At 58.4% G+C, this 24,003-nt stretch carries 18 protein-coding genes and 1 tRNA gene; 11 read left to right on the top strand and 8 right to left on the bottom strand.

The genetic code is table 11. The features are described 5' to 3' along the window. Nucleotides 1–425 precede the first annotated feature (425 nt). The 4 genes from AAA069_RS09590 to AAA069_RS09605 all read right to left on the bottom strand — a co-directional run bounded on the left by AAA069_RS09590 (nt 426) and on the right by AAA069_RS09605 (nt 5,169). Nucleotides 426–497 (bottom strand) — tRNA-Gln (locus tag AAA069_RS09590). A gap of 38 nt (nt 498–535) precedes the next feature. Beyond that, complete coding sequence (locus AAA069_RS09595) at nt 536–1,441, bottom strand: peptidoglycan-binding protein (RefSeq protein ID WP_022094145.1); 906 nt, start codon at nt 1,439–1,441, stop codon at nt 536–538. Nucleotides 1,442–1,579: 138 nt separating this feature from the next. Beyond that, a complete protein-coding gene (locus tag AAA069_RS09600) occupies nt 1,580–2,593 on the bottom strand; it encodes a polyprenyl synthetase family protein (RefSeq protein ID WP_346979634.1) in 1,014 nt (337 codons plus the stop codon). A 125-nt stretch (nt 2,594–2,718) separates the two neighbouring features. After that, nucleotides 2,719–5,169: a PTS transporter subunit EIIC gene (locus AAA069_RS09605; RefSeq protein WP_349128239.1), complete on the bottom strand. Its 2,451-nt coding sequence runs from the start codon at nt 5,167–5,169 to the stop codon at nt 2,719–2,721. A gap of 229 nt (nt 5,170–5,398) precedes the next feature. Here AAA069_RS09605 and AAA069_RS09610 point away from each other — a divergent pair, with 229 nt between their 5' ends. From AAA069_RS09610 to ugpC, 5 genes are all read left to right on the top strand, one after another. After that, nucleotides 5,399–6,118 (top strand): GntR family transcriptional regulator, encoded by a 720-nt coding sequence (locus AAA069_RS09610; RefSeq protein ID WP_117877534.1) that lies wholly within the window; start codon nt 5,399–5,401, stop codon nt 6,116–6,118. 306 nt (nt 6,119–6,424) lie between these two features. Continuing rightward, a complete protein-coding gene (locus AAA069_RS09615) occupies nt 6,425–7,741 on the top strand; it encodes an ABC transporter substrate-binding protein (protein WP_271738205.1) in 1,317 nt (438 codons plus the stop codon). Nucleotides 7,742–7,828: 87 nt separating this feature from the next. Beyond that, nucleotides 7,829–8,683 carry a sugar ABC transporter permease gene (locus AAA069_RS09620; RefSeq protein WP_055252174.1) on the top strand — a complete coding sequence of 285 codons (855 nt, stop codon included), beginning with the start codon at nt 7,829–7,831 and terminating at the stop codon, nt 8,681–8,683. After that, complete coding sequence (locus tag AAA069_RS09625; RefSeq protein WP_349128241.1) at nt 8,683–9,522, top strand: carbohydrate ABC transporter permease; 840 nt, start codon at nt 8,683–8,685, stop codon at nt 9,520–9,522. Before AAA069_RS09620 ends, AAA069_RS09625 begins: the two co-directional genes overlap by 1 nt. A 68-nt stretch (nt 9,523–9,590) precedes the next feature. Then, complete coding sequence (ugpC, locus tag AAA069_RS09630; protein ID WP_271738206.1) at nt 9,591–10,790, top strand: sn-glycerol-3-phosphate ABC transporter ATP-binding protein UgpC; 1,200 nt, start codon at nt 9,591–9,593, stop codon at nt 10,788–10,790. A 374-nt stretch (nt 10,791–11,164) separates the two neighbouring features. On the opposite strand, the gene AAA069_RS09635 is transcribed toward ugpC, so the two are convergent. The 3 genes from AAA069_RS09635 to galE form a co-directional block, all read right to left on the bottom strand. Beyond that, on the bottom strand, nt 11,165–13,432 hold the full coding sequence (locus AAA069_RS09635; protein ID WP_349128242.1) for a glycogen/starch/alpha-glucan phosphorylase: 2,268 nt from the start codon (nt 13,430–13,432) through the stop codon (nt 11,165–11,167). Nucleotides 13,433–13,560: 128 nt separating this feature from the next. Then, the gene (gene malQ, locus AAA069_RS09640) at nt 13,561–15,078 is read right to left on the bottom strand and encodes a 4-alpha-glucanotransferase (RefSeq protein ID WP_349128243.1); all 1,518 of its coding nucleotides are present in this window, start codon (nt 15,076–15,078) and stop codon (nt 13,561–13,563) included. Between the two features lie 208 nt (nt 15,079–15,286). After that, nucleotides 15,287–16,348: a UDP-glucose 4-epimerase GalE gene (galE, locus tag AAA069_RS09645; RefSeq protein WP_271744562.1), complete on the bottom strand. Its 1,062-nt coding sequence runs from the start codon at nt 16,346–16,348 to the stop codon at nt 15,287–15,289. Between the two features lie 266 nt (nt 16,349–16,614). Between galE and AAA069_RS09650 the strand changes: the two genes are divergently transcribed. Continuing rightward, entirely contained in the window at nt 16,615–17,820 is a 1,206-nt protein-coding gene (locus tag AAA069_RS09650) for a hypothetical protein (protein ID WP_349128245.1), read from the top strand. Nucleotides 17,821–18,042: 222 nt separating this feature from the next. Here AAA069_RS09650 and murB read toward each other — a convergent pair whose 3' ends face one another. Next, complete coding sequence (gene murB / locus AAA069_RS09655; RefSeq protein ID WP_349128247.1) at nt 18,043–19,005, bottom strand: UDP-N-acetylmuramate dehydrogenase; 963 nt, start codon at nt 19,003–19,005, stop codon at nt 18,043–18,045. A 183-nt stretch (nt 19,006–19,188) separates the two neighbouring features. Between murB and AAA069_RS09660 the strand changes: the two genes are divergently transcribed. From AAA069_RS09660 to AAA069_RS09680, 5 genes are all read left to right on the top strand, one after another. Continuing rightward, on the top strand, nt 19,189–20,217 hold the full coding sequence (locus AAA069_RS09660) for a LacI family DNA-binding transcriptional regulator (protein ID WP_349115304.1): 1,029 nt from the start codon (nt 19,189–19,191) through the stop codon (nt 20,215–20,217). A 249-nt stretch (nt 20,218–20,466) separates the two neighbouring features. Beyond that, nucleotides 20,467–20,955, top strand: coding sequence for a hypothetical protein (locus AAA069_RS09665; protein ID WP_117847836.1), 489 nt, complete (start codon nt 20,467–20,469; stop codon nt 20,953–20,955). A 38-nt stretch (nt 20,956–20,993) separates the two neighbouring features. Next, entirely contained in the window at nt 20,994–21,761 is a 768-nt protein-coding gene (locus tag AAA069_RS09670; RefSeq protein ID WP_196022646.1) for a GntR family transcriptional regulator, read from the top strand. After that, complete coding sequence (locus AAA069_RS09675; RefSeq protein WP_349128246.1) at nt 21,746–22,459, top strand: GntR family transcriptional regulator; 714 nt, start codon at nt 21,746–21,748, stop codon at nt 22,457–22,459. Before AAA069_RS09670 ends, AAA069_RS09675 begins: the two co-directional genes overlap by 16 nt. A 193-nt stretch (nt 22,460–22,652) precedes the next feature. After that, nucleotides 22,653–23,768, top strand: coding sequence for an SIS domain-containing protein (locus tag AAA069_RS09680; RefSeq protein ID WP_196022648.1), 1,116 nt, complete (start codon nt 22,653–22,655; stop codon nt 23,766–23,768). The last annotated feature ends 235 nt before the right edge of the window (nt 23,769–24,003 follow it).

Below are 24,003 nucleotides of genomic sequence, written 5' to 3' on the forward strand. Positions count from 1 at the left end.
GTCGCAGCCCCGACCCGCGGCCACGAGCGGGGGCTCCTATCTTTTTAGTGCCCTCGGATTGGGTCATAGTGTCTGTCACGTCCAAAACATCGAGGTCGCGTGGCCTTCTTTGCGTGCGGAACTCGCGACAAGCTTAATGCCCGGTCCGCCGGGGCCACGCGCCATTTTGTAGATGGCGGCTCGCTTTTCGGAACTGGGCTGATATTTCTTGATGCGAGGTGTTCTCGACTGGTATGGGACGGAGGGATTCCGCGTCCGCCTTTTCGGCGGCCGCGCCCCGCTGCGTCGCTTCGCTCCTTGCGTGCTGCGCTGGAAAACGCTTCGCGTTTCCTCAGCTCCGCACCCTTGCGGGTTCGAATCCCTCCGCTTGCCCACAAGAAAGCGCTCCAGGTTCATAAGGGCCCGGAGCGCTGTGTTCTTAAGGGCTGGGACGGAGGGATTCGAACCCCCAACAGCCGGCACCAAAAACCGGAGTTCTACCGTTGAACTACGTCCCAATGTGTGGTGTTGCCCAAAAGCAACTCGTTTAGTTTACCTAATCTGCGAGGGCATCGCAAACGCCATCGAGCAGGCGTACGGCGAGTGTCTGCGCGTCGCTGGCCGTGAAGGTGCCGTTGTAGCGCGTCATGCCCGTGAGCTCAATGCGAATGCGTGCCGGCTTCTGCTGTGCGGCGACATTGGCAGTGCGGATGCGCTGGGCCAGGTTGTGGCACTCGGCGAGGGCAATCGTGGCGCGCGGTGCGGCGTCGGCGGGCAGCTCGTCGCTTGCGATCTCGAGCACCAGGTCAACGTCGGTTGGGACCTCGGAGTCGCAGAGCATCATGCCGCTGTTGTCGGTCGTTGCCGTGGCGATATTCCACATACGCGACGCAACACTGCGTGCGATGGGGTCCTCGCCGATAACGGCAATCTGAAAGCGCTCGAGCACGTTGGCGGCGCGAGCAAAACCGATGCGGGACTCGGCTTCGGTGACCGAGGGCTTGCCCTCCCACACATGGTGCAGGCGGTTGATGTAGGCGTAGGTGTCCTGGAAGGCCATGCCGTCGGCAAACAGGCCGACATTTTCCTGGAACTGCTGCAGGGCGGCCTCGGTATGCGGACCAAAGTAGCCGTCGTCTTCGCCACAGGCAAAGCCCAAAACGTTGAGAGCGCGCTGCAGGGCCTGCACATCGGCGCCATGGAAATTGGGCATGCGCAGATAGAGGGTGCGGTCGCCCAGCTTATACGAAGCGTCTACAAGGGCGCTCCAACAGGGGATATCGACGGCATGACCGGCAGCAAGGCCGCTGTCGAGCCTGAAGGTGCTGACGGCCTGCTCAGTGGTGGCTCCAAAGTACTTGTCGGTGACTTCGGCGGCATCAATCGTGTAGCCGAGCTGCAGGAGACGAGACTGCACGTCCTCGACGGCTGCTCCTTGCATGCCCGTTGTAATAGGTTCCATGAACGAACCCCTTTCGGCGTACCATTCGTACTATTTGAGCGTCTGTCGGATAGACAACGCAAAGGGATGCATAAACATGCACTCAACAGTGTAGCAAGTTGTGCCTAAATACGCTGCTGACAGGTTTTATAACCCCCGTTAGTTAAGGCGCTCCACAAAGAAATCTGCCATGGAGAGGAACAGCTCGCGTGCGTGCGGATCAAGCTCAACGTTCTCGATGGCCGCTTTGGCCTTAGCGGTCAGGTCGAGCGCGTAAGTGTGGGCGTAATCGATGGAGCCGGTTTCCTGAAAGATCTCCACGGCGCGTGCGAGCTGCGCGGGATCATCGGTACCCGAGGAAAGAATCGCCTCGACCTCGTCGTGGTGGCGCTCATCAGAGAGGGCGTGTACGGCGACAAGCGTGCGCTTGCCCTCGGTGATGTCGGTGCGGAAGTCCTTGTTGGCGGCTTCCTTAGCGCCGACAAGGTTGAGCAGGTCGTCCTGAATCTGAAAGGCAAGGCCCGTGTGCAGGCCAAAGGCGCGCAGCGCTTCGATTTGCTCATCGCTGCCGCCGCCGATAATGGCTCCGGCGGCAAGCGGCGTGGCTCCGCTGTAAAACGCGGTCTTGTGCGTCGCCATGTCCAGGTAGTCATCAACCGAGATATCAAAGCGCCCGTCACGGACCCAACCCAGGTCGAGCGCTTGACCCTCGATGGTGCGGACGATCATCTCGGTTAGCTCGTGGAGCACGCGCAGCTTCACGTCGGACTCCAGCGTGGGGTCGTCGAGAACGGTCTTGGTGACCATGGTGAGCGCCAGGTCGCCACAATTGATGGCAAGCCCCGTGCCCTCGGTAAGGTGCATGCAGGGCTTGCCTCGACGAAGCTGTCCGTTGTCGGCGATGTCGTCGTGGATCAGCGCGCCCGACTGGAAATGTTCGATGGCTGCCGCAGCGCTGCGGGCACTCTCAAAGCTACCGCCCACTGCGGTTGCGGCGAGCATGCAGATAAGCGGGCGGTGGCGCTTGCCGGCGTTGGCCGTAAAAGCCGAGAGCGGCGCGTACAGGTAGCGCTCGATATCGGCAGAGGTCGCCTGTCCGTCAAAGAACGTGGCCAGATAGTCGTTAATCTGGTCAAAGTGCTGGGCTAAAAAGCTGGTAAACGGACTGGACACGGGTTCTCGCATTCTTTCTGAGGTTGCATTGGTGCAATATGCAGACAACATATTGCCACATCAGGGCGTTTGGCGCGGCAGTTTTGGCGATTTAGGACAACGGGCGTGCGTTTGATGGAGCGCGCCTAAATCAGCCTAAAATGCTCGAGCGCCGCAACGACACCGTCGTGATCGACGGTGTCGGTCACGTAATCGGCCTTATCCTTGAGATAGTCCGGTGCGTTGCCCATCGCAATGCCGACATCGACGGCGTTCATCAGCGAGACGTCATTGTTGGCGTCGCCAATGCCGTATACGGTTCCGTGGTGGGGGTCGAGGGCGTCGAGTACAGACTGGATGCCCCCGCGCTTCGTGCATTCGCGGGGCGAGATTTCGGTTACCTCGAGTTCGAGCTCATTAAAGCACAGCAGCGGCTCAAGTGCCTTATCTTGAGCGATGTGGTTGGCGAGCGATGTAGACATCAAGATCTTGTAGACACTGTAATGTTGCAGCTGCGTGACTGCGTCGCCCAGGGTGCGCGCGTATCCGGGAGCATCGGGCGCATCGGCACTCATGCGCACGACGCCGTTGAGGCCCTCAAAGCGGATGACCTCGCCCGATTGCTCAAGGTAGGGGGCAAGACGCTGCAGCATACTGGGCGTCATCGACAGATCGCGAATTGCGTGTCCGTTGATCTCGGCGTAACCGCCCGCAAGACAGACGATGCCGGTCCAAGGCAGCTCAAGAAGTTTGGGGTGGATGCAGCTCAGGGTGCGTCCCGTGCAGATAAAGGCCATGTTGCCGTTGGCGACAAACTCGCGGATTGCCTGCGAAACCGCCTCGTTGGGATAGGGGGAGAGGTCCCGCTCGTCTTCGGGAAGGTCTTGGGCGAGCCTGGGGTCTTGCCAGGCGAGCGTTCCGTCGATATCGAAGAAGCAAATAGAGCCGCGCTTATGGGCTGCGCTGGCGGCAGGGGAGGCCGAGGTGGTGGGTACAAATTCCGGCTCGAGGCCCATGATCTGGTCAAAATGCTCTTTAACGCGGGGAACGGAGATGCCGATGACCACCTGGGCGGTCTTGCCCGTAATGATGAGGCCCTTGGCGCCCACCGCGACAAACGACGCGTTATCTGCAACGATGGAAGGGTCTGCGACCTCGACGCGCAGGCGCGTGGCGCAGTTGGTTGCGCCCACGATATTGCCAACGCCACCTAAAAGCTGAATTACCCGCTCAGCGAGGACGTGATCTTGATCGGATCGACTATCGACCTCGTCATTGGGGGATTGCTCTTTGGCAAAGTCGCTTCCCGTTAAACAATCGATTGCCGCGCGATTGGCAACATGATCCTCGCGGCCCGGTGTCTTAAGGTCATAGACCAAGATGAGTGCTCGAAAACTAACAAAAAAGATGAGGCTAAAGGCAAGGCCGATACCGAGCGCCAAAAGATAGGCACCGGCATGCGTGCGCATGAGCGGAATAAAGTTGAAGGCTGCCATCTCCATCAGGCCGCCCGAGAAGATGCCGACGATGCCAAAGAGATTCATGGTTGTGGCAAGGCAAGACGATAAGACGGCGTAGAGCAAAAAGAGCCCGGGGTGGGTGAACATAAAGAGAAACTCGAGTGGCTCGGTAACGCCGCAAACCACCGAGGCGATGATGGCGGGAGCAAGGATGACCCTGAGGCCGGCGCGGCGCTCGGGTTTTGCGGTGGAGTAGAACGCAGCTGCGATGGCAGGAAGGCCAAAGAGCTTGACCCAGCCGGTGGCGGTAAAACCGGCCCACGGCGCAAGTTCATTAAGGGGGCGCGTGCTATGGGAGAGGATGGGGAGCAAACTGCTCCACGTGGCGTAGATGCCGTCGTTAATGACCAGGTTGTCGTAGTAGATCGGCATGTAGAGCAGGTGGTGCAGGCCAAAGGGCTCGAGTGCTCGTTCTAAAAAGACAAAGATGCCCACGCCAAAGGGACCGATGCCTGCAAGCGCGTGACGCAGCGTATCAGTTACATCGTATACGTAGGGCACGATGGCGGCCGAGATAGCGGCAAGGGCAAACACGGCAAAAAAGCTGATGAGGTAGACCAGCGAGGAGCCCGAGAAGGTGCCGAGCCAATCGGGAATTTTGGCATCGTAGAAGCGGTCATGGATGGCGACGACGGTTGCCGATACCGCCAGCGGGCCGATAATGCCGGTGTCGAGCGTCTTGATGCCGTCGATGACGGTGATACCGCTGGCGGAGGTCAAAGATGACGGGTACTCAAGTCCAAGGTTGTCTCCGCTCAGCTTAATGATCTCGCTCAAAAAGAAGCAGTAGGCAAAATAGGCGACGAGAGCCTCGAGGCAGCAACGAGCCGGTTGTTTTTGGGCAAGACCGATGGGCAGCGCTACGGCAAAAAGGAGCGGGAGGCGTTTAAAGACCGTCCACGAGCCGCGCTGGATGATAGCCCAGAAAACGTACCAAGGGGTTCCGTATACGGCGAGATCGCCGACGATGTCCGCAGTCGTTGCGAGAGCGGAGACGCCGACCATGAGGCCTGATATAGAAAACAGCATGGCGGGCGCGAACATTGCCCCGCCAAAGCGTTGGATTTTTTGCAGCATGTTCTGCCTTCCGAATATCGAGGCGCGTTGCGCGTGGGGAAACGTTTAAACAATGGATTCATTGTAGAGGACCAGACGAGTGTCGTACCGGCAGTTTTGAGCGAAACCGATTTGGGCATGACAGAAACCGTCAACGGCTAAATCCTGTCGCTTCACCGATATTCGGTTTAAACAACTTTAAGAAATGCTATCGTGCCTAGCCGGAAATGAATAATGTAGAGGTGAAACAATGCCAAAAGCGATATACGAAGGAATCTACCGAGAAATACGCTCGCGCATCATTAACGGGACCTATGCGTTTCAGGAGATGCTGCCAACCGAAGCCGAGCTGACCGCGGAGTTCGGATGCACGCGCAATACCGTCCGTCGCGCCTTGGGTATGCTGGCCGACGGGATGTTTGTGCAGCCCATACACGGCAAGGGCGTGCGCGTTATTTGGCTTAAGGGCGAAACCGACATGTTGGGCGCACTCGAAGAGGTTGAGTCGTTTGGCGAGTTCGCAAAACGCAACAATGCCGTCGCATCGACCGAGGTCAAGTCTTTTGAACATTTGATTTGCACTGAGCAACTCTCTCGTCGCCTGGGCTTTAAGGTGGGCGAGGAGCTGATTCGCGTGGTGCGTGTCCGAAGCCTTAACGGCAATGCGCGCCAAGTAGACCATGGTTACTTTTTGGAGTCGATCGCCAAGGGTCTGACGCCCGAGATCGCCGCAAAGTCAATTTACGACTATCTGGAGCACAAACGCGGCGTCAAGGTGATGGCGAGCCGTCGTACGGTGAGTGTCGAGCTCGCCAACGATGAGGACTGCAGCTATCTTGACCTTGGCAAATACAACTGTGTCGCCGTCATGGAGAGCCAGTCGTACACCTCGGACGGCATCTTGTTTGAGGTCACGCATGCCCGCACGCATCCCGAGATCTTCCACTACCGCGTCAATTCCAAGCGATAGCCGGCTAGCTCGCAGCCTGACGAGACTCATGGCCTCAAAGAGAAAACGCCCGGTCAAACCGACGGTACATCGGCTTGACCGGGCGTTTTCTCTGCATTAGATAACAAATAATTGTTTATACAAAACTTGTCAAGTATCAAGATGAAATTACCGTTCACCGAAGTTTTTCTACCGCTCTAGTAATACTTGTTCAAACAACTAGCCAAATAGCGTATCGTACAAATCAGCAAAAGGGGCAAAGTCCCCGAGCCAATCTCCGAAGGCGGCGGCAAAGGGTGCCGCCACGGTGTGAAAGGGTGGATTGTAATGAAGAACGAAATGAGCAGAAGGCAGTTCCTGGGCTTTGCTGGTTCCGCGGCTGCGGTTCTTGGTCTGGGTCTCGTAGGTTGCGGCGGTTCTGCCGGCTCCGGCTCCTCTGCTTCTGGTGACGCTGCCGAGGTCTACTTCCTCCAATTCAAGCCCGAGGTCGACAAGGAGTGGAAGGAGATCGCCAAGGCCTATAAGAAGGAGAAGGGCGTCGAGGTCAAGATCGTGACCGCCGCCTCCAACACCTACGAGGAGAAGCTCAAGTCCGAGATGTCCAAGAGCTCCGCTCCGACCCTGTTCCAGGTCAACGGCCCCACCGGTCTTAAGAACTGGAAGGATTACTGCGCCGACCTGTCCGATACCAAGCTCCGCGGTGAGCTCATTGACGACTCCCTGGCTCTGCAGTCCGATGGCAAGGATCTGGGTATCGACTGGGTCCAGGAGAGCTACGGCATCATCTACAACAAGCAGCTGCTCGAGAAGGCTGGCTACAAGGCCGAGGACATCAACTCCTTCGACAAGCTGAAGGCTTGTGCCGACGACATCCAGGCCCGCAAGGACGAGCTTGGTGTTGAGGGTGCCTTTACTTCCGCCGGCATGGATGACTCCTCCAGCTGGCGCTACACCACCCACCTCGCCAACCTCCCGCTCTACTACGAGTTCGAGAAGGAGCACAACCAGGAGGACGACGAGATCAAGGGCGAGTATCTCGACAACTTCAAGCAGATTTTCGACCTGTACATCACCGACTCCACCTGCGATCCTTCGCAGCTTGCCTCCAAGACCGGCGACGACGCCACCAACGAGTTTGCAACCGGCAAGGCCGTCTTCTATCAGAACGGCTCTTGGGCATACGCTGACCTCACCAAGGCCGGTATGACCGACGACCAGCTCGGCATGCTGCCGATCTACATCGGCGTTGACGGCGAGGAGAACCAGGGCCTGTGCTCCGGCGGCGAGAACTACTGGTGCGTGAGCTCCCAGGCTTCCGAGGATGCTCAGAAGGCCACCGAGGACTTCATGTACTGGTGCGTCACCGCTGACACCCCGACCAGCATCATCGCCGACAAGATGGGTCTGACCGCTCCGTTCAAGAGCGCCAAGGAGACCACCAACGTCTTCTCGCAGCAGGCCGTTGCTATGGCTAAGGACGGCAAGAAGACCGTCGCTTGGGACTTCGTCTACATCCCCTCTGAGGAGTGGAAGAAGAACCTCAAGCAGGCTCTGATTGCCTATGCTGCCGACAACACCAAGTGGGACGGCGTCAAGAACGCCTTCGTTGATGGCTGGAAGACCGAGAAGGCTGCTTCCGAGTAAGTAGTTGCTGCCCAAGCTATCTGATTAGCGACAGGGGGCGGGCAGACGTAGGTTTGCCCGCCCCCTGCATATTGAAAGGACCCTATTATGGGCAAAGCACTCAAGCGCTGGTGGCCGCTCTTTATGCTGCCCACGTGCCTGGCGTTTATGATCGGGTTCGTGATCCCCTTTATCCAGGGCTTCTATCTCTCGTTCTGCCAGTTTATTACCATCAACAATGCGCACTTTGTCGGTATCGAGAACTACGTGCGCGCACTGTCCGATCCACAGTTCTCCACGTCGTTCTTCTTTACGGTGGCGTTTGCCTTCCTGTCGACGGTGCTCATCAACGTGATCGCCCTCGCCATTGCGCAGGCGCTCACCCGCAAAGCGCTCAAGGGCACCAACATCTTCCGTACGATCTTCTTTATGCCTAACCTGATCGGTGGCATCGTGCTGGGCTACATTTGGCAGATTCTGATCAACTGCCTGCTTTCCAACGTGGGCGCCCAGCTCATCGCACTTAACTCTGCTGCTGGCTTCTGGGGCCTTATCATCCTGACCCTGTGGCAGCAGGTCGGCTACATGATGATCATCTACATCGCTGGTCTGCAGTCCATTCCGTCCGACTACATCGAGGCCGCCAAGGTCGACGGTGCCACGGCATGGCAGACGTTTTGGAAGGTTAAGATCCCTAACCTGATGCCGACCATCACCATCTGCCTGTTCCTGTCCATCACCAACGGCTTTAAGCTGTTCGACCAGAACCTCGCCCTTACCGGCGGCGCCCCCGCGCACTCCACCGAGATGCTCGCCCTGAACATCTACAACACGTTCTATTCGCGTGCCGGTATCGCATGGCAGGGCATCGGTCAGGCCAAGGCGGTTATCTTCTGCATCCTGGTCGTAGCCATCTCCATGATTCAGCTTAAGGCCACGAGGTCCAAGGAGGTGCAGCAGTAATGAAACGCGATAAGGTTATCAACCGCGCGCTCTCGATCTTCTTTACGATTCTGTCGCTCGCGTGGATCTACCCCGTGTTCATGATTGCGCTTAATTCTTTTAAGAAAGCGACCGCAATCAGCACCACCACGGCATTCGATCTGCTCACGCCCGAGACGTTCAACGGCCTCGCAAACTACATGCACGCCCTTAACGAGCAGGGCTTTGCCTCGGCATTTATGTACTCGCTCATCATCACGGTCACGTCGGTCCTGCTGATCTTGGTGTGCTGCTCCATGTGCGCTTGGTACGTGGTTCGTGTCAACAACAAGATCTCGAACTTCTTCTATTACCTGTTCGTGTTCTCGATGGTCGTGCCGTTCCAGATGCTCATGTTCACGCTGTCCAATTTGGCGGACCGCATCGGCTTCAACACGCCGTTCAACATCTGCTTTATCTACCTCGGCTTTGGCGCGGGCCTGGCGGTCTTTATGTTCGCCGGTTTTGTAAAGAACATCCCGCTCGAGATCGAGGAGGCGGCCATGATTGATGGCTGCAACCCGGTCCAGGTGTTCTTTAAGATCGTCCTTCCCATCATGAAGCCCACCTATCTTTCGGTCGGCATTCTCGAGACCATGTGGGTCTGGAACGACTATCTGCTGCCCTACCTTACGCTCGACTCCACCAAGTACAAGACCATTCCTATCTTGATCCAGTACTTCCGCGGCGGCTACGGCCACGTCGAGCTCGGCCCCATGATGGCCTGCATCATGATGGTCGTTATCCCCATCGTTATCATGTACATCCTCTGTCAGAAGTACATCATCGACGGCGTGGTGGCAGGTGCCGTCAAGGGCTGATGCCGTAACTGTTTTGCAAGTTTCTGCGGCGCCCCTCAGCGTGGCGCCGCATATCGAAAGGTAAAGACATGGCCGAGATCGTTCTCAAACATGTTCAGAAGGTGTATCCCAACAACGAGTCAAAAAAGAAGGGCTTCTTTGGCAAAAAGAAGAAGACCGAGGAGAAGAAGCACAACCTCAAGGTTACCGAGGACGGTGTGCTCGCTGTAGAGGACTTCAACCTCACCGTTCACGACCAGGAGTTCGTCGTCCTCGTTGGCCCCTCTGGCTGCGGTAAGTCCACGACGATGCGCATGGTCGCCGGCCTGGAGGACATTACCTCGGGTGAGGTGCTCATCGACGGCAAGCGTGTCAACGACGTGGCGCCCAAGGACCGCGACATCGCCATGGTGTTCCAGAGCTACGCTCTGTACCCCAATATGACGGTGTACGAGAACATGGCATTTACGCTCGAGCTCAAGAAGGTTCCCAAGGACGAGATCGACCGCAAGGTTCGCTCTGCTGCCGAGATTCTGGGCATTACCGAGTACCTCGACCGTAAGCCCAAGGCGCTCTCCGGCGGCCAGCGCCAGCGTGTCGCTATCGGCCGCGCCATCGTGCGTGACCCCAAGGTCTTCCTGATGGACGAGCCGCTGTCCAACCTGGACGCCAAGCTTCGTAACCAAATGCGTGCCGAGCTCATTAAGCTGCGCCACGAGATCAAGGGCACGTTCATTTATGTTACTCACGACCAGACCGAGGCTATGACCCTCGGTGACCGTATCGTGGTCATGAAGGACGGCGTTGTCCAGCAGATCGCCACGCCGCAGGAGGTCTTCAACCATCCCGCGAACATCTTCGTCGCCGGCTTCATCGGCGTGCCGCAGATGAACTTCTTCGATGCCCAGCTGGTGCGCTCGGGCAACGGCTTTACCGTCAAGACCGAGGATATGAACGTGGCGCTCGCCCCCGAGACTTGCGCTCAGCTTGCCCTCAACTGGGACGGCGGCGACGTGAAGGAGATTACGGCCGGCGTGCGTCCCGAGCAGATCCTGCTTGCCGACAAGGGCGAGGAGGGCGCGCTCCAGGGTACCGTCGAGGTGACCGAGCTCATGGGCTCGACCGAGCATGTCCACGTGACCGCTCCCGACGGCCAGTTTGTCCTGATTATCCCCGTCGTCGACCTCGAGGCCAAGGGCGCGCTCAAGGCTGGCGACACCATCTGGTTCAAGTTCGAGAAGAACGCGACCCACCTCTTCGATAAGGTCTCTGGCAAGAACCTTATCTAGGCCCGGTGCATCCAGGCCCTCCCTTTGGGCGACTGCGGTATTGCCATCCTTTTGCCGCGGTCACATATAAGGCTCCCCTCCCGTCCACTGGGCGAGAGGGGAGCCTTTCTTTGTATCGGGGTTGTCTGTAGGTTTGTTTGTCTCGAACTGTAACAGGTAGAGGGCCAAATTGAGCCTAGATGTTACAGATTAAGACAGCGTCGAGTTGCCTGTCCTTCCGTCTTGATCTGTAACAGGTAGACTCAATTTTGTCGGCTAGATGTTACAGGTCGAGATTTTTGGTCGAGGCAGGCCACGGACAACACAGGGGCACAAAAAACGGAGCCGTGTTGCCACGACTCCGTTTCTCAAGAGGATGGGTAAGGGAAGCGAAATTAGTTCAGGTGCCAGATCTCGTCGTTGTACTGGGAGATGGTGCGGTCGGACGAGAAGGCGCCGGCGTTGGCGATATTGATGAGCGCCTTGCGCATCCAGGCGTCCTGGTCCTCGTAGTCGGCCAACACGCGCTCCTTGGTCTGGATGTACTCCTCGATGTCGAGCAGGGCCATAAACCAGTCCTTGCCCTTAATGTCGTCGTGCAGGCGCTGCAGGCGCTCGGCGTTGCCGGTCGCCATAAAGGCGGGGTTGGTGATGAAGTCCACCAGCAGTTTAATGCCGGGCTTGCGGTAAAGTGCACCGGCGCTGTAGGTGCCGTCGGCATAGAGCTGCTCGACCTGCTTGGACGAGGCACCAAAGGTATAGATATTCTCGTCGCCCACGAGCTCGGCAATCTCCACGTTGGCACCGTCGAGCGTGCACAGGGTTAGGGCGCCGTTGAGCATGAACTTCATGTTGGAGGTGCCGCTCGCCTCCTTGGAGGCCAGGCTGATCTGCTCGGAGATGTCAGCGGCGGGGATCACGCGCTCGGCGGCGGTGACGTTGTAGTTCTCGATCATGACAACCTGCAGGTAGGGAGCCACGTCGGGGTCGTTTGCAATCCACTGCGACAGCGTCAGGATCAGATGGATGATGTCCTGCGCGATAGTGTAGGCAGGCGCCGCTTTGCCGCCAAAGATGATGGTGACGGGGTGCTTAGGTCTGTTGCCGTTCTTGATATCGAGGTACTTCCAGATGATGTAGAGCGCGAGCATCTGCTGGCGCTTGTACTCGTGGATGCGCTTGACCTGGACGTCGATGATGGCGTTGGAGGGAATGGTCACGCCCTGCTCGAGCGCCATGAACTGGCGCATGATGACCTTGGCCTCGACCTTGGTGGCGGCCAGGCGCTCAAGAACGTCCTTGTCGTCGGCGAACTTGGCGAGTTTGCTCAGATCGCCGGTGCTGCGCCAGTCGGTGCCAATCACATCGTCGAGCAGGCTGGCGAGCGCGGGATTGGCCCCATGGATCCAGCGGCGGAAGGTGATGCCGTTGGTCTTGTTGGAGAACTTCTTGGGATAGATCTCGTAAAACGGATGAAGCTCGGTGTCCTCCAGGATCTTGGTGTGGAGGGCGGCTACGCCGTTGATGGAGAAGCCAAAGTGGATGTCCATGTGGGCCATGTGGACGGTGTCGTGCTCGTCGATGATGGCGACGCGCGGGTCATCGTGCTCGGCCTTCGCGATCTCATCGAGCTTGACGATAATGTCGGCGATGGCAGGGGAGACCTTCCGCAGGCTGGCGAGCGGCCACTTCTCGAGCGCCTCGGCAAGAATCGTGTGGTTAGTGTAGGCGACCATGGAGCGTACGATGGTCACGGCCTCGTCAAACTCGATGCCATGCTCGGTGGTGAGCAAGCGAATGAGCTCGGGGATGACCGTGGTGGGGTGCGTGTCGTTGATCTGGACAACGGCGTAATCGGCCAGATCGTGCAGGTTGCTGCCGCGCTCGATGGCCTCGTCGATTAGGAGCTGGGCGGCGTTGCTCACCATGAAGTACTCCTGGTAGATGCGAAGCAGGCGGCCCTGCTCGTCGGAATCGTCGGGGTAGAGGAACAAGGTGAGGTTCTTGGCGATCTCGGTCTTATCGAAGTCGATGGAGCTGCCGGGGACCAGGCCGTCGTCGACGCTCGCCAGGTCGAAAAGGCGCAGGCGGTTCTTGGCGGGCTGGCCGTAACCGGGCACATCGATGTTGACGAGCTTGGAGGTAACGGCAAAATCGCCGAACTCGACGGTGTAGGAGCGGTCATCGTCGACTAGGATGTCCTGCTCGCCGAGCCACTCATCGGGGACGGCCTTTTGCTGGTTGTCGACAAAGCGCTGACGGAACAGACCGTAGTGATAGTTGAGGCCCACGCCATCGCCGGTCAAGCCCAGCGTGGCGATGGAATCCAGGAAGCACGCGGCCAGGCGACCCAGGCCACCGTTGCCGAGCGACGGCTCGACCTCGAATTCCTCGATCTTGTTGAGGTCGTGGCCTGCGGCGGTGAGCTGGTCCTTAACCTCGTCGTAGATGCCGAGGTCGATCATGTTGTTGATGAGCAGCTTGCCGATCAAAAATTCGGCGGAAATGTAATAGAGCTTTTTCTTGCCGTTGTTGAGCGGGCAGGCAGCGGAGCGCTCCTGCACGAGTTTGACCAGCAGCTTGTAAATGCGACGGTCGTCGAGCTGCTCGAGCGAGGTGCCAAAAGACTGCTCGGCGAGTTCCATGAGGTTAATTTGGGGCATGTTTTCTCCTGTGATGGGTTGTTTCATGTCTGCAATTCATAAGAAGCCCGCGCGAGGGGATTGGGGTGGCCTCGCGCGGGAAAAGCAAGCGCGTCCGCACGGTGAGGAGGGGTCGGGCGCGGTGGCTTCTATTGAGGAAGCTCGATTTCGGCTTCCGACGGGATGCGGAAGTAGGTCTCGGTCCAGTCGGTGAGTTTGTGCTCGAGCTCGCGGGTGATGGCGCCGTCGAGCATGCGCCAGGTCCAGTTGCCGCCCAGCGTGGCAGGGGTGTTGATGCGCGCCTCGTTGCCCAAGTTGAGCAGGTCCTGCATGGTGTAGATGCACGTGTCGCTCACGCTGGCGGCGATGGTGCGGTTGAGTGCGTCTGCCATGGGTTCGCCGGCCTGCTGATGGGTGTACAGGGCTGCCTGCTCGCGCTGACGCGGGGTGGCCGTTCCCTCAAACCAACCGCGCGCTGTCTCGTTGTCGTGGGTGCCCACATAGGCGACGGTGTTGGCGATGTAGTTATGCGGCAGGTAGTACGAGTTGGTGCCCTCAAAGGCAAACTGCAGGATCTTCATGCCGGGGAAGCCCGAGTTGTCGCGCATGTCGATGACGCCGGGGGTGAGGAAGCCCAGGTCCTCGGCGATGATGGGCAGCGTGCCGAGCTTTTCCTCGAGCGTCTTGAAGAACTTGAGGCCGGGACCCTGCGTCCACGAACCGTAGGACGAATCGGGCGAGGAGAACGGCACCTCCCAATAGGCCTCGAAGCCGCGGAAGTGATCCAGGCGGATGACGTCGTACATGTCGAGGGCGGCGCGAATGCGGCCCTCCCACCAGGAGAAACCGTCGGACTCCATGGCGTCCCAGTCGTAGATGGGGTTGCCCCAGTACTGGCCGGTGGCCGAGAACTGGTCGGGCGGCGTGCCGGCGACGCTCACGGGATTGCCGGCGGCGTCGATCTTAAAGAGCTCAGGCGTCGCCCACATCTCGACGGAGTCACGCGAGACATAGATGGGCAGGTCGCCGATGATGAGAATGTCGCGCTCGTTGGCATAGGCCTTTAGGCGGCTCCACTGGCGATCGAAGAAGTACTGTGTCATCTGGTGGTAGAGCATACGCGCCGGATGGTCGGCGCAGACCTTGGCGGAAGCCTCGCCGCGGGTGCGGAGCTCCGCGGGCCACTCCCAAAATGCCTTGAGACCGCACTCCTCTTTGACGGTCATGAACTCACAGTAGGGGATGAGCCAGTCCTCGTTGGCCTGGATAAAGTCATCGAAATCGGTCGGCTTGTCGGCGGCAAAGCGCTCGGCGGCGCGGTCGAGAATCTGACGGCGGCCGCCAAAGATAGCACCGTAGTCGACATTGCTGGGGTCGGATCCCAGATAGACGCCATCGATATCGCGCTGCTCCAGATACCCTGCCTCGATAAGCTCGGCAAAGTCGATAAAGTTGGGGTTGCCTGCGCGGGCCGAGAACGACTGATAGGGCGAATCGCCATAGCTGGTCGTCGTAAGGGGCAGAATCTGCCAGTAATGTTGTTTGCACGAGGCGAGAAAATCGACGAAGTCGTAGGCATTCCAGCCAAAGCCGCCGATTCCGTATGGTCCGGGCAGAGATGAGACGGGCATGAGGACGCCGCTTGCACGCTCCATGAATGCGCTCACCAACCTTCTTGTTGTGGGGTCGGCCTGCCGATGGGTGTGCAGTCCGCCTCCGATGTTCTGATTCGATACGCCTATTGTAAAACATGTTGTTTAAACATGTACAGGCAAGATAAAAAAGTTGGTCGATTTTCGGCGAATGGTTACATGCCATGAAAAAGCCCCGACCTCACAACGTGAGATCGGGGCAAGAGCGGTATGTAGGTTTTTGCTACTCGGCGTCGGCGAAGCCATTGGGGTTGTGGCTCTGCCAGTTCCAGCTATCGCGGCACATGTCCGCGATGTCGTACTGGGCCTTCCAGCCCATCATACGCTCGGCCTTGGAGGCATCGCACCAGTTGGCAGCGATGTCGCCGGCGCGGCGCTCGCGGATCACGTAGGGCAGCTCCTTGCCACAAGCCTTGGAGAAGGCGGCGACGACCTCGAGTACCGAGGTGCCGGTGCCGGTGCCCAGGTTAAAGATCTCGACGCCGGTCTTGCCGTTCATCCAGTTAAGGGCGGCAACGTGACCAGAGGCCAGATCGCACACGTGGATGTAGTCGCGCACGCCGGTGCCGTCGGGGGTGGGGTAATCGTTGCCAAAGACCTGAACGGCCTCGAGCTTGCCCACGGCAACCTGGGCGACATAGGGCACCAGGTTGTTGGGGATGCCCTTGGGGTCCTCGCCGATCAGGCCTGACGGATGAGCGCCGATGGGGTTGAAGTAACGGAGCAGCACGACGTCCCACTCGGGGTCGGCGGTGTGGACGTCCATAAGGATCTGCTCGATCATCCACTTGGTCCAACCATAGGGGTTGGTCGCGGGCTTCTTAGGATCCTCCTCGGTGACGGGCGGGTTGTCCGGGTCGCCGTAGACGGTCGAGGAGCTCGAGAAGATGATGGACTTGCAGCCATGGCTGCGCATGACGTCGATGAGCACCAGGGTGTTCTCGATGTTGTTGTGGTAGTACTCGACGGGCTTGCTCACCGACTCGCCGACGGCCTTAAAACCGGCGAAGTGGATGACGCGGTCGATCTGATGGGTATCGAAGATCTTGTTCATTGCATCGCGGTCGAGCACGTTGGCCTCGTAGAAGGTGAGGTTCTTGGCGGCCTCGTCGCCCACGATGGTCTTGACGCGGTCGACGGCGACGGCGCTGGAGTTGGAGAGATCATCGACGATGACGACCTGGTAGCCACCCTCGAGCAGCTGAACGACGGTGTGCGAGCCGATAAAGCCGGCGCCACCGGTAACGAGGACGCAGGTGTCTTTGGGGTCGAGTGCTTTGGACATGTAGTCTCCTATCGAATCAGGAACACTTCTTCAGGGGAGTATAGCGCAGGCAGGGACGCCCAAATCGTGCGCTGTAGGAAAAGCAGAGGATTGTGCTAACGTACTCATAGAAGAGCTTGCGTACGCATAACCTGATCTCTGGCATTTGCTTACGAGCCGCCGACCTTGCAGTTTCCTGCCGTTCGTGGAAATCGTTGGGACGCGCCATATGTACGCTAATATGTATGAGTTGAGCGACATATAAATAAGCATGTAACGGAGTACATATGTCACCAAACAGCGATTCCATCCTTTCCCAGGAGCTCTCGCGCCGCACTGCCCTCAAGGCCCTGTTCGGCGCCGCTTCTGCGGCAGTTCTTTTTGGCCTGCCCGCTCGCGCCCATGCGGCGGAGGCTTCCAAAGAAACCACCGATAAACTGAATGCCGCCCAGGCCCAGCTCGACGAGGTCCAGGCCCAGCTCGACAGCATCGCAAATGAGTATGCGGCGCTGGCCAACAAGAATGCCCAGACCCTCAACGACATCGAGAATGTCCAGGGCAAGATTGACGACACGCAGGCCCAGATCGATGAAAAGAAGGCCGAGCTCAAGAAGAAGCGCAACGACCTTTCCGATCGCGTGGCCGCCAGCTACAAGTCCGGCGGCACGAACATCCTGTCGCTGCTGCTGGCCTCTGGCTCGTTTGAGGAACTCGTCGCCAACGCGCATTACGTTGAGAAGATCAACAAGAGCGACCGCGACGCCATCGAGGACATTCAGACCATCCAGGAAGAGCTCGATGCGCAAAAGACCGAGCTCGAGTCGCAGAAGGCCGACTTAGAGAAGCTCAAGGACCAGCAGACTGCCCAGATGCAGGACATGCAGGCCAAGCAGCAAGAAGTCCAGACCGTGCTGAACGGTCTTTCCGACGACGTCAAGGAGCTCATGGCTCAGCGCGATTCCGAGATCCTCGCTGCCGCCCAGGCCGAGGAGGCCGCTAGGAAGGCTGCCGCTGCCGCGGCCGCCGCGAACAAGAACAATTCCTACTCGGGTGGTTCGAGCTCGGGTGGTGGATCGCACGCGCCCGGAACTCCGCAGCAGAATGCCGGCTCGGGCAAGCAGCAGGCTGTCGTCAACGCGTGCTACTCCACGCCTTCGCCGGGTCAGAACTGGTGCGCGGCGTGGGTCACCAATGTCTTCCGTAACGCCGGCGTTGGCTACTTTGGAGGCAATGCGTGCGACATGTTTAACGCCTGGTGCTATAGCTCCGACCGCTCGGCGCTGCAGGTGGGCATGATCGTGGCCGATTCCTCGCACAGCGGCACGGGTGCTCCGGGCCTTATCTACGGTCATGTGGGTATCTACGTTGGCGGCGGCATCGTTATGAGCAACGAGGGTGCCATTACATCGAAGTCGCTCGATTCGTTCATTAGCTTTTATGGTACTGGCTCTGGCGTGCGTTGGGGCTGGCTTGGCGGTATTGCGCTGTCGTAAAGCCGACTAGGCCGCGTGCCCGCCCGCAATATATTTGATTGCCTGCTCGGGCAGTCCTGCGCAAGACGAAGGCCACATTAAGTGGCCTTCTTTGCGTGCGGAACTCGCGATCAATCAAATATATTGCGGGCGGGCACGCGGCCCTCTCGGGTCCTGAGCGCGACACACCGGACTGGGTTATCTGAATAAATATGGTGAAGGCCCCTTTCGGGGCCTTCTTTTTTAGAGGAATTCGCCTACTCGGTGGACTTCGGGTTCTAGGTCTACGTTGAATTGGTCTTTGACGGTTGCCTGGATGTGGCGGATGAGTTCGTCGACGTCGGCGGCGGTGGCGTGGTCGGCGTTGACGATGAAGCCGCAGTGCTTTTCGCTTACCTGCGCGCCGCCAACGGCGTGGCCGCGCAAGCCGGCATCCATGATGAGTTTGCCGGCAAAGTAGCCCTCGGGGCGCTTGAAGGTGGAGCCGGCGCTCGGCATGTCGAGCGGCTGCTTGTCCTCGCGGCGCTGGCGGTAGTTGTCCATGTCGGCCTTGATCATCGCGGCGTTGCCCGGGGCGAGGTTGAAGGTTGCCGAGAGCACGATAAAGCCGTCGTCGGCAATGCGACTCTTGCGGTAACCCAGGTTGAGCTCATCGACATCGAACTCAATGATATTGCCGCTGCCGCGGGTGCCATCGTCGAGGACGCGTGCGGGCTTGTAGACCCGTACGGACTCCAGCACGTCGGCCATGCAGGCACCGTAGGCACCGGCGTTCATGTAGCAGGCGCCGCCGACCGATCCGGGGATACCCGAGATGGGCTCCATACCGGTGAGACCGGCCTCGGCTGCCGCCGCGGCGACGTCAGAAAGCAAGGCGCCGGCTGCTGCCGTGACATGCGTGCCGTCGACCGTAATGTCGGAGAGGCCCTTGCCCAGCGCTACGACGACGCCGCGGATGCCCTTGTCACCGACGAGCAAGTCGGAGCCGTTGCCCACGATGGTGAGTGGCAGATCGCAGCGATAACAGGTATCGAGCGTGGCGACGAGGCCCTGCTCGGTGTCGGGCGTGACGAAGACATCGGCCGGGCCGCCGATCTTAAACGTGGTGTGCTCGCGCATGGGCTCGCTCATGAGTACGTTGTCCTCGCCGGCAACGCCGGCGAGCGCGCAAAGCAGGTCCTCGTTAAAAAAGTCGTTCTCGTGCATACGAATATCCGCCTTTTGGTGGTTGTTGTCATCGATCGATTGCAATATACCCCACCTGGACGGATTTGGTGCGCTGGCGGCGATAAAACAGCCGTCCACCGGATTGGTAAAGTGTTTATCACCGAGGTAGATGGGCAGTCGCTATACTTTCAAGAGATTGCGCGTAAACCCGGAAGGAGCGAGATGGCCAACAAAGTCACCCTCAAGCAGATCGCCCAGGAGGTGGGGCTTTCCCCTTCGTCGGTCTCGCTTGTTCTCAATAATCGGCCCTGTCGCATCTCGGAAGAAAACCGCAGGCTCATCAAGGAGGTTGCGGCGCGCAACCACTATGTTCCTAACCAGATCGCGCGTAGCCTGGTTATGCGCGAGTCGCGCACCTTAGGCCTGATCGTTCCCAATATCGAGAGTCGCTTTTTTGCCTCGCTCGCCGGCAGCTTGGAAAAGCGCTGCCGTGAAGACGGCTATGCACTCTTTATTACCAGCTCGGGTGGAAGCGCCGATGACGATCTGGAACTGCTACGCCAGCTGGTGACGCGCGGCGTCGACGGCGTCTTTCTGGTGGTGGGTGACGAGTTCTCCGACGATCGCGCCCTGCGCGAGGAAGTGAGCCATCTGCCTATCCCTGCCGTGATGGTCGACCGTGCCATTGAGGGACTCGAGTGCGACAAGGTGATGTTCGACCACGAGATGGGCGGCTACATGGCTACGCGGTATCTGATTGAGCAGGGTCATCGCCGCATCGCCTGTCTGGTTAACGCGCGTCGCTCCAATACGGGCCGCAAGCGACTCGCCGGTTACGAGCGCGCGCTGCGCGAGGTGGGACTGCCCATCGACGCGCGCCTGGAGTTTGAGAGCGAATATTACATCCCGAGCGCCTACGAGGCCTCGGAGGCCGTGCTTGCAACCGATGCCACCGCCGTGTTTGCAAGCTCGGATAACATTGCCCTCGGTCTGCTCAAGCGCTTGCACGAGATGGGGAAGAGCATCCCAGGCGATATCTCGGTGGTGAGCTATGACAACTCGGCGGCCGACGTTCTCTTTGAGCCGGCGCTGACCGCCATTGAGCAGGATCCTGGTGTCCTTGCGGAGCATGCTTTTGCCTGCATGTCCAAGCGTCTTGCCGGTAGGGGCGGTAAGCGTGCCGAAGAGGTCGTTCTGGAACCGGCGCTTATCGTTAAGGGCAGTGTGCTTGATCTTACCGAATATAGCTAAGCGCACTTGTTTGTTTGCATAGATTGCATGTGGAGTGTCCGCTATTTGCCGGCGGGGCCGGGGAGGCATACTTTGTTTTGAGAAGTTCGCGGAGCCCACTTCCAAAACCAAGCACCCCACCCCGGCCCTCGTCTGTGAACCCTTCCGCTGGGCGAGCCATAGGCGCCGCGCACCGATGCGGTAAAGCGGCGGCTTGAAATTGGTGCTATATTCAGCTTGAGTTGTTTAATGCTAGTACGGGAGGCTGATATGGGGCTGTTCAAGAAGAAAAACCCGCAGGATGCCTTTGATCCCGATGTGTTTACCATCACGGATACGATTTTGGACCCGCCGCGGTTTACGTTTTTGCCGGCTATCTACCAGGATGCCACGCGCCGCAAGTGGGCCGTGCATCAGCGCGGCGGCGAGCCGAAGATTTTTGACTATGCGGATGTGTTGCAGTGCGAAGTGGCCGAGGCGGGCGATCCGGAGGCCGAGGAAGTGGCCTCAAAACAGGAATTTGCCCAGCGTATCCTGGCAAATCCTGCCAAGGCGGCGAAAATAAACGCTGCCAAGCGTAATATGTGTCTTGGTATGGGCGTTGTTGTGGCGGTTCAGACGGGAAAAGACGAGGTTTCCAAATTAGAGATTCCCGTTATGACCGACGAAGTCAAACGCGATTCAAGTCTATATAAGTCGTATCGGAATGTCGCCGAGAAGATCAAGGCCGAATTTGATGCCATGGGAGGGCTGGTCTAATTTTGGCGGCATACGTTTCTGAATGAGGAGTCTGTGCAATGGCAGGCGAATCTTATGCAATTCCCCCCAAAGATCGTGCTGTTGAGGGAATTCTTTGGTATATCCAGCACCACCAGCTTGCCGGCGGCGATCGCCTGCCGGCTGAGCGCGTGCTGTGCGAAGAGATTGGCGTTTCGCGTACGGCGTTACGCGCCGGTATCACGCGGCTCATCTCGTGTGGAACGCTCGAGAGCCGTCGCGGATCGGGTACGTATGTGTGTCCTCCCAAGCCGCTGAATATCTTCCAGGAAACGTATAACTTTTCCGATGCTGTGCGGACTGCCGGCCTGCACCCCTCTTCTCGTCTGGTTTCCACCGGGACCATCGAGGCGGATGAGGCGCTTGCCGACAAGCTTGGGGTGGCTGTGGGCGCTCCTTTACTCCGCATGCAGCGCATTCGACTTATAGAGGGCGAGCCGGCGTCAATCGAGACCGCTCACGTTAACCTGTCCCTGTGCCCCGCGCTTCCCGAGCACGATTTTGAGTGTGAGAGCCTTTACGATGTCTTGCTCAAAGAAGGTGGCGTGCGTGTTGAGCATGGACGTGAGCATATCTCCATCTCGCGTTTGAACGCCGAAGAGGCCGAGCTGCTCCAGCAAGAAGAGGGAACGCCGGTGTTCTATGAGAGCTCGATCGAATTTGATAAGGACATGCGTTTTGTGGAGCATTGCAAATCGGTGATTTTGCCCACAAAGTTCCGCTTTGCCGATAACGGCGAAGAGAACGGCATGAGGAGCGTGGCAGGTGAACAATGGCTGAAACAGTAGATGCCACCCCGGTTTATATGCGCATTCGACGCCGCATCGAGGAACGTATCGAGCGCGGTATATATCCCACGGGTTCCATGATTCCGTCCGAAAAAGACCTTGCCGAGGAATTTGGTACGACACGCTTGACCATCCGAAGCGCTGTCGATGAGCTGGTTCGGCGCGGGCAGATTCGCCGTGTTCGGGGAAAAGGTGCCTTTGTGGCGCAGAAAGTACCTGCTTTTTTTGAACGCACGGTCGGTTTCCGTGAATCGGTCCGTGCTTCGGGCGGCGAGCCGTCCGTCCGTATTCTCGCGCGTTCCAAGCGTTATGCGGGGCCATATTACGCCGACCTGTTTGGCATCGCCGAGGACGACCTGCTCTATTCCGTTCGACGCCTGAACTGCATAAACGGTAGCCCCGTATCGATTGAGACGGCGCTGATTCCCTGCCTGCTGTTCCTAACCATCGAAGATATTGACGTGTCGGTCTTCAGTTTGTACGAGACCTATGAGATGCTGGGCCGAAAGCCAGTCATGGCACAGGAAAAGCTCGATATCGAAGCGCTGGGCGCACGAGATGCCGGCCTCCTTGGACTGGAACAGGGCGATCTTGTTTTGCTTTTGGAATGCGTGAGCTATGACGCGAGCGGTCAGGCTATCGAGTATGTAAAGTCCTTCAATCGTGGCGATGCGGGCGGCTACACCTATACGTACTAGCTGGTATTTTGTGAATAACGGCTGGGAAACTAACCAGTTTTGATCGTTGGGTCAGCTGTATATACAACCTTACAGGGCTCAAAATCGACCGTTCGCCGATGGGGATAAATTAATCGACAAAGAGGTATCAAAAAGCCGTAACCTGTAACTGTGATTGGTATCAAATACTAATGATTTGTTACGAGGTGAGACGATGAAGATGCTCGATTACGTTCAGCTTGCCCATGTGCGTATGGGGGAGAACCTCGAGCGTTCGTCTGAGCTGGTAGCGCAGCTCGTTGATATTTTCCAGTCCGGTTCTTTTGACGCGCTGCGCATCGTTGCTTCGGGTTCGTCGCGCCATGCCGCCGATTGCGCCCGCGATTACCTGCAAGATGCCCTGCAAATGCAGGTGTCCGTTGTGACGCCCGAGGCCTTCGTCGATTTTGAACACACCTATCCGCAGCATGTGCTCAACATTGCCGTTTCGCAGAGTGGCTATTCGACCAATACGATTGCGGCGCTCGATTACATGCGCGCACACGATATGGCTGCAGTTGCGCTCACGGCAAACGTCGAGGCACCCATCAAGGAACACGCTGACATCGTTCTTGACTACGGTGTGGGCGTCGAGTCGGTGGACTTTGTGACTCTGGGCGTCGAGGTGCTCGTTGAGTACCTGGTGCTCTTTGGTATTTACGGCGGTCAGGCGCGCGGAACGATTGACGCCAAGGGCGTTGCCCAGCGTCTTGACGACCTGCGTGAGGCTATCCAGGCCAATGCCGTGATGTGCAAGACCGCCGAGGCATATGTCCAAGACCACATGCTCGAGCTTTCTGAGCACACGCCCGCCATGGTCGTCGGCAACGGCCCCAACTATGGCGTTGCCGAAGAGGCGGCCCTCAAGCTGAGCGAGACCATCAAGATTCCTGCCATGCATCACGAAGGCGAGGAGTTCGTCCACGGTCCCGAGATGCAGATCGTTCCGGGCTATCTGGTGTTTATCGTCGACGATCCGCAGGGGTCGGAGCGTCTTGCGAATATCGCTGATGCGCTATCGAACGTTACGACAAAAACGGTGCTGCTCACGGCCCATCCCAAGGGTAGGGCTCACGAGGTTGCGGTGCCTCAGGTGGCTCCGCTGCTCAGCGCAATTCCCAATCTTGTGTTCTTCCAGACGATTGCGGCCATGATAGCCGAGCGTCTGAAGTCATGGGACGTGCACCCGTATCTTGATGCCGTCTCCAAGCAAATGGAGGTCAAGGCAGAGGGCTACGAAGAGTCAGTCAATGCGCTTAAGGCCAAAGCGGCCGAGTGTTACGGAATGTAAGCGGGTTTTGATGCCCGTTGGCATGGGGGATGTGGAAACAACCCCAGAAAGGAGAGACAAATGAAGGAAACCGAGAAGATCGAGATCATGCATTTCGACCAGGAGGGCTATCTCGAGGACGGCAAGGCGCTCTACGAGACCGGCAAGAAGATGACCGCGCTCGCCGACAAGGTCGCCGACGAGGGCTACGACGCCGTGTTCCTGATGGGCGTCGGCGGCACCTGGGACGAGCTCA

Origin of the sequence: Collinsella sp. CLA-SR-H006, assembly GCF_040097075.1 — a bacterium.
GTDB lineage: Bacteria > Actinomycetota > Coriobacteriia > Coriobacteriales > Coriobacteriaceae > Collinsella.

Coding starts and splice junctions, on each gene's coding strand:
- AAA069_RS09595 (WP_022094145.1), bottom strand. CDS start 1,441: ATGGAACCTATTACAACGGGCATGCAAGGAGCAGCCGTCGAGGACGTG.
- AAA069_RS09605 (WP_349128239.1), bottom strand. CDS start 5,169: ATGCTGCAAAAAATCCAACGCTTTGGCGGGGCAATGTTCGCGCCCGCC.
- AAA069_RS09610 (WP_117877534.1), top strand. CDS start 5,399: ATGCCAAAAGCGATATACGAAGGAATCTACCGAGAAATACGCTCGCGC.
- AAA069_RS09615 (WP_271738205.1), top strand. CDS start 6,425: ATGAAGAACGAAATGAGCAGAAGGCAGTTCCTGGGCTTTGCTGGTTCC.
- AAA069_RS09620 (WP_055252174.1), top strand. CDS start 7,829: ATGGGCAAAGCACTCAAGCGCTGGTGGCCGCTCTTTATGCTGCCCACG.
- AAA069_RS09625 (WP_349128241.1), top strand. CDS start 8,683: ATGAAACGCGATAAGGTTATCAACCGCGCGCTCTCGATCTTCTTTACG.
- ugpC (WP_271738206.1), top strand. CDS start 9,591: ATGGCCGAGATCGTTCTCAAACATGTTCAGAAGGTGTATCCCAACAAC.
- AAA069_RS09635 (WP_349128242.1), bottom strand. CDS start 13,432: ATGCCCCAAATTAACCTCATGGAACTCGCCGAGCAGTCTTTTGGCACC.
- galE (WP_271744562.1), bottom strand. CDS start 16,348: ATGTCCAAAGCACTCGACCCCAAAGACACCTGCGTCCTCGTTACCGGT.
- AAA069_RS09650 (WP_349128245.1), top strand. CDS start 16,615: ATGTCACCAAACAGCGATTCCATCCTTTCCCAGGAGCTCTCGCGCCGC.
- murB (WP_349128247.1), bottom strand. CDS start 19,005: ATGCACGAGAACGACTTTTTTAACGAGGACCTGCTTTGCGCGCTCGCC.
- AAA069_RS09660 (WP_349115304.1), top strand. CDS start 19,189: ATGGCCAACAAAGTCACCCTCAAGCAGATCGCCCAGGAGGTGGGGCTT.
- AAA069_RS09665 (WP_117847836.1), top strand. CDS start 20,467: ATGGGGCTGTTCAAGAAGAAAAACCCGCAGGATGCCTTTGATCCCGAT.
- AAA069_RS09670 (WP_196022646.1), top strand. CDS start 20,994: ATGGCAGGCGAATCTTATGCAATTCCCCCCAAAGATCGTGCTGTTGAG.
- AAA069_RS09675 (WP_349128246.1), top strand. CDS start 21,746: ATGGCTGAAACAGTAGATGCCACCCCGGTTTATATGCGCATTCGACGC.
- AAA069_RS09680 (WP_196022648.1), top strand. CDS start 22,653: ATGAAGATGCTCGATTACGTTCAGCTTGCCCATGTGCGTATGGGGGAG.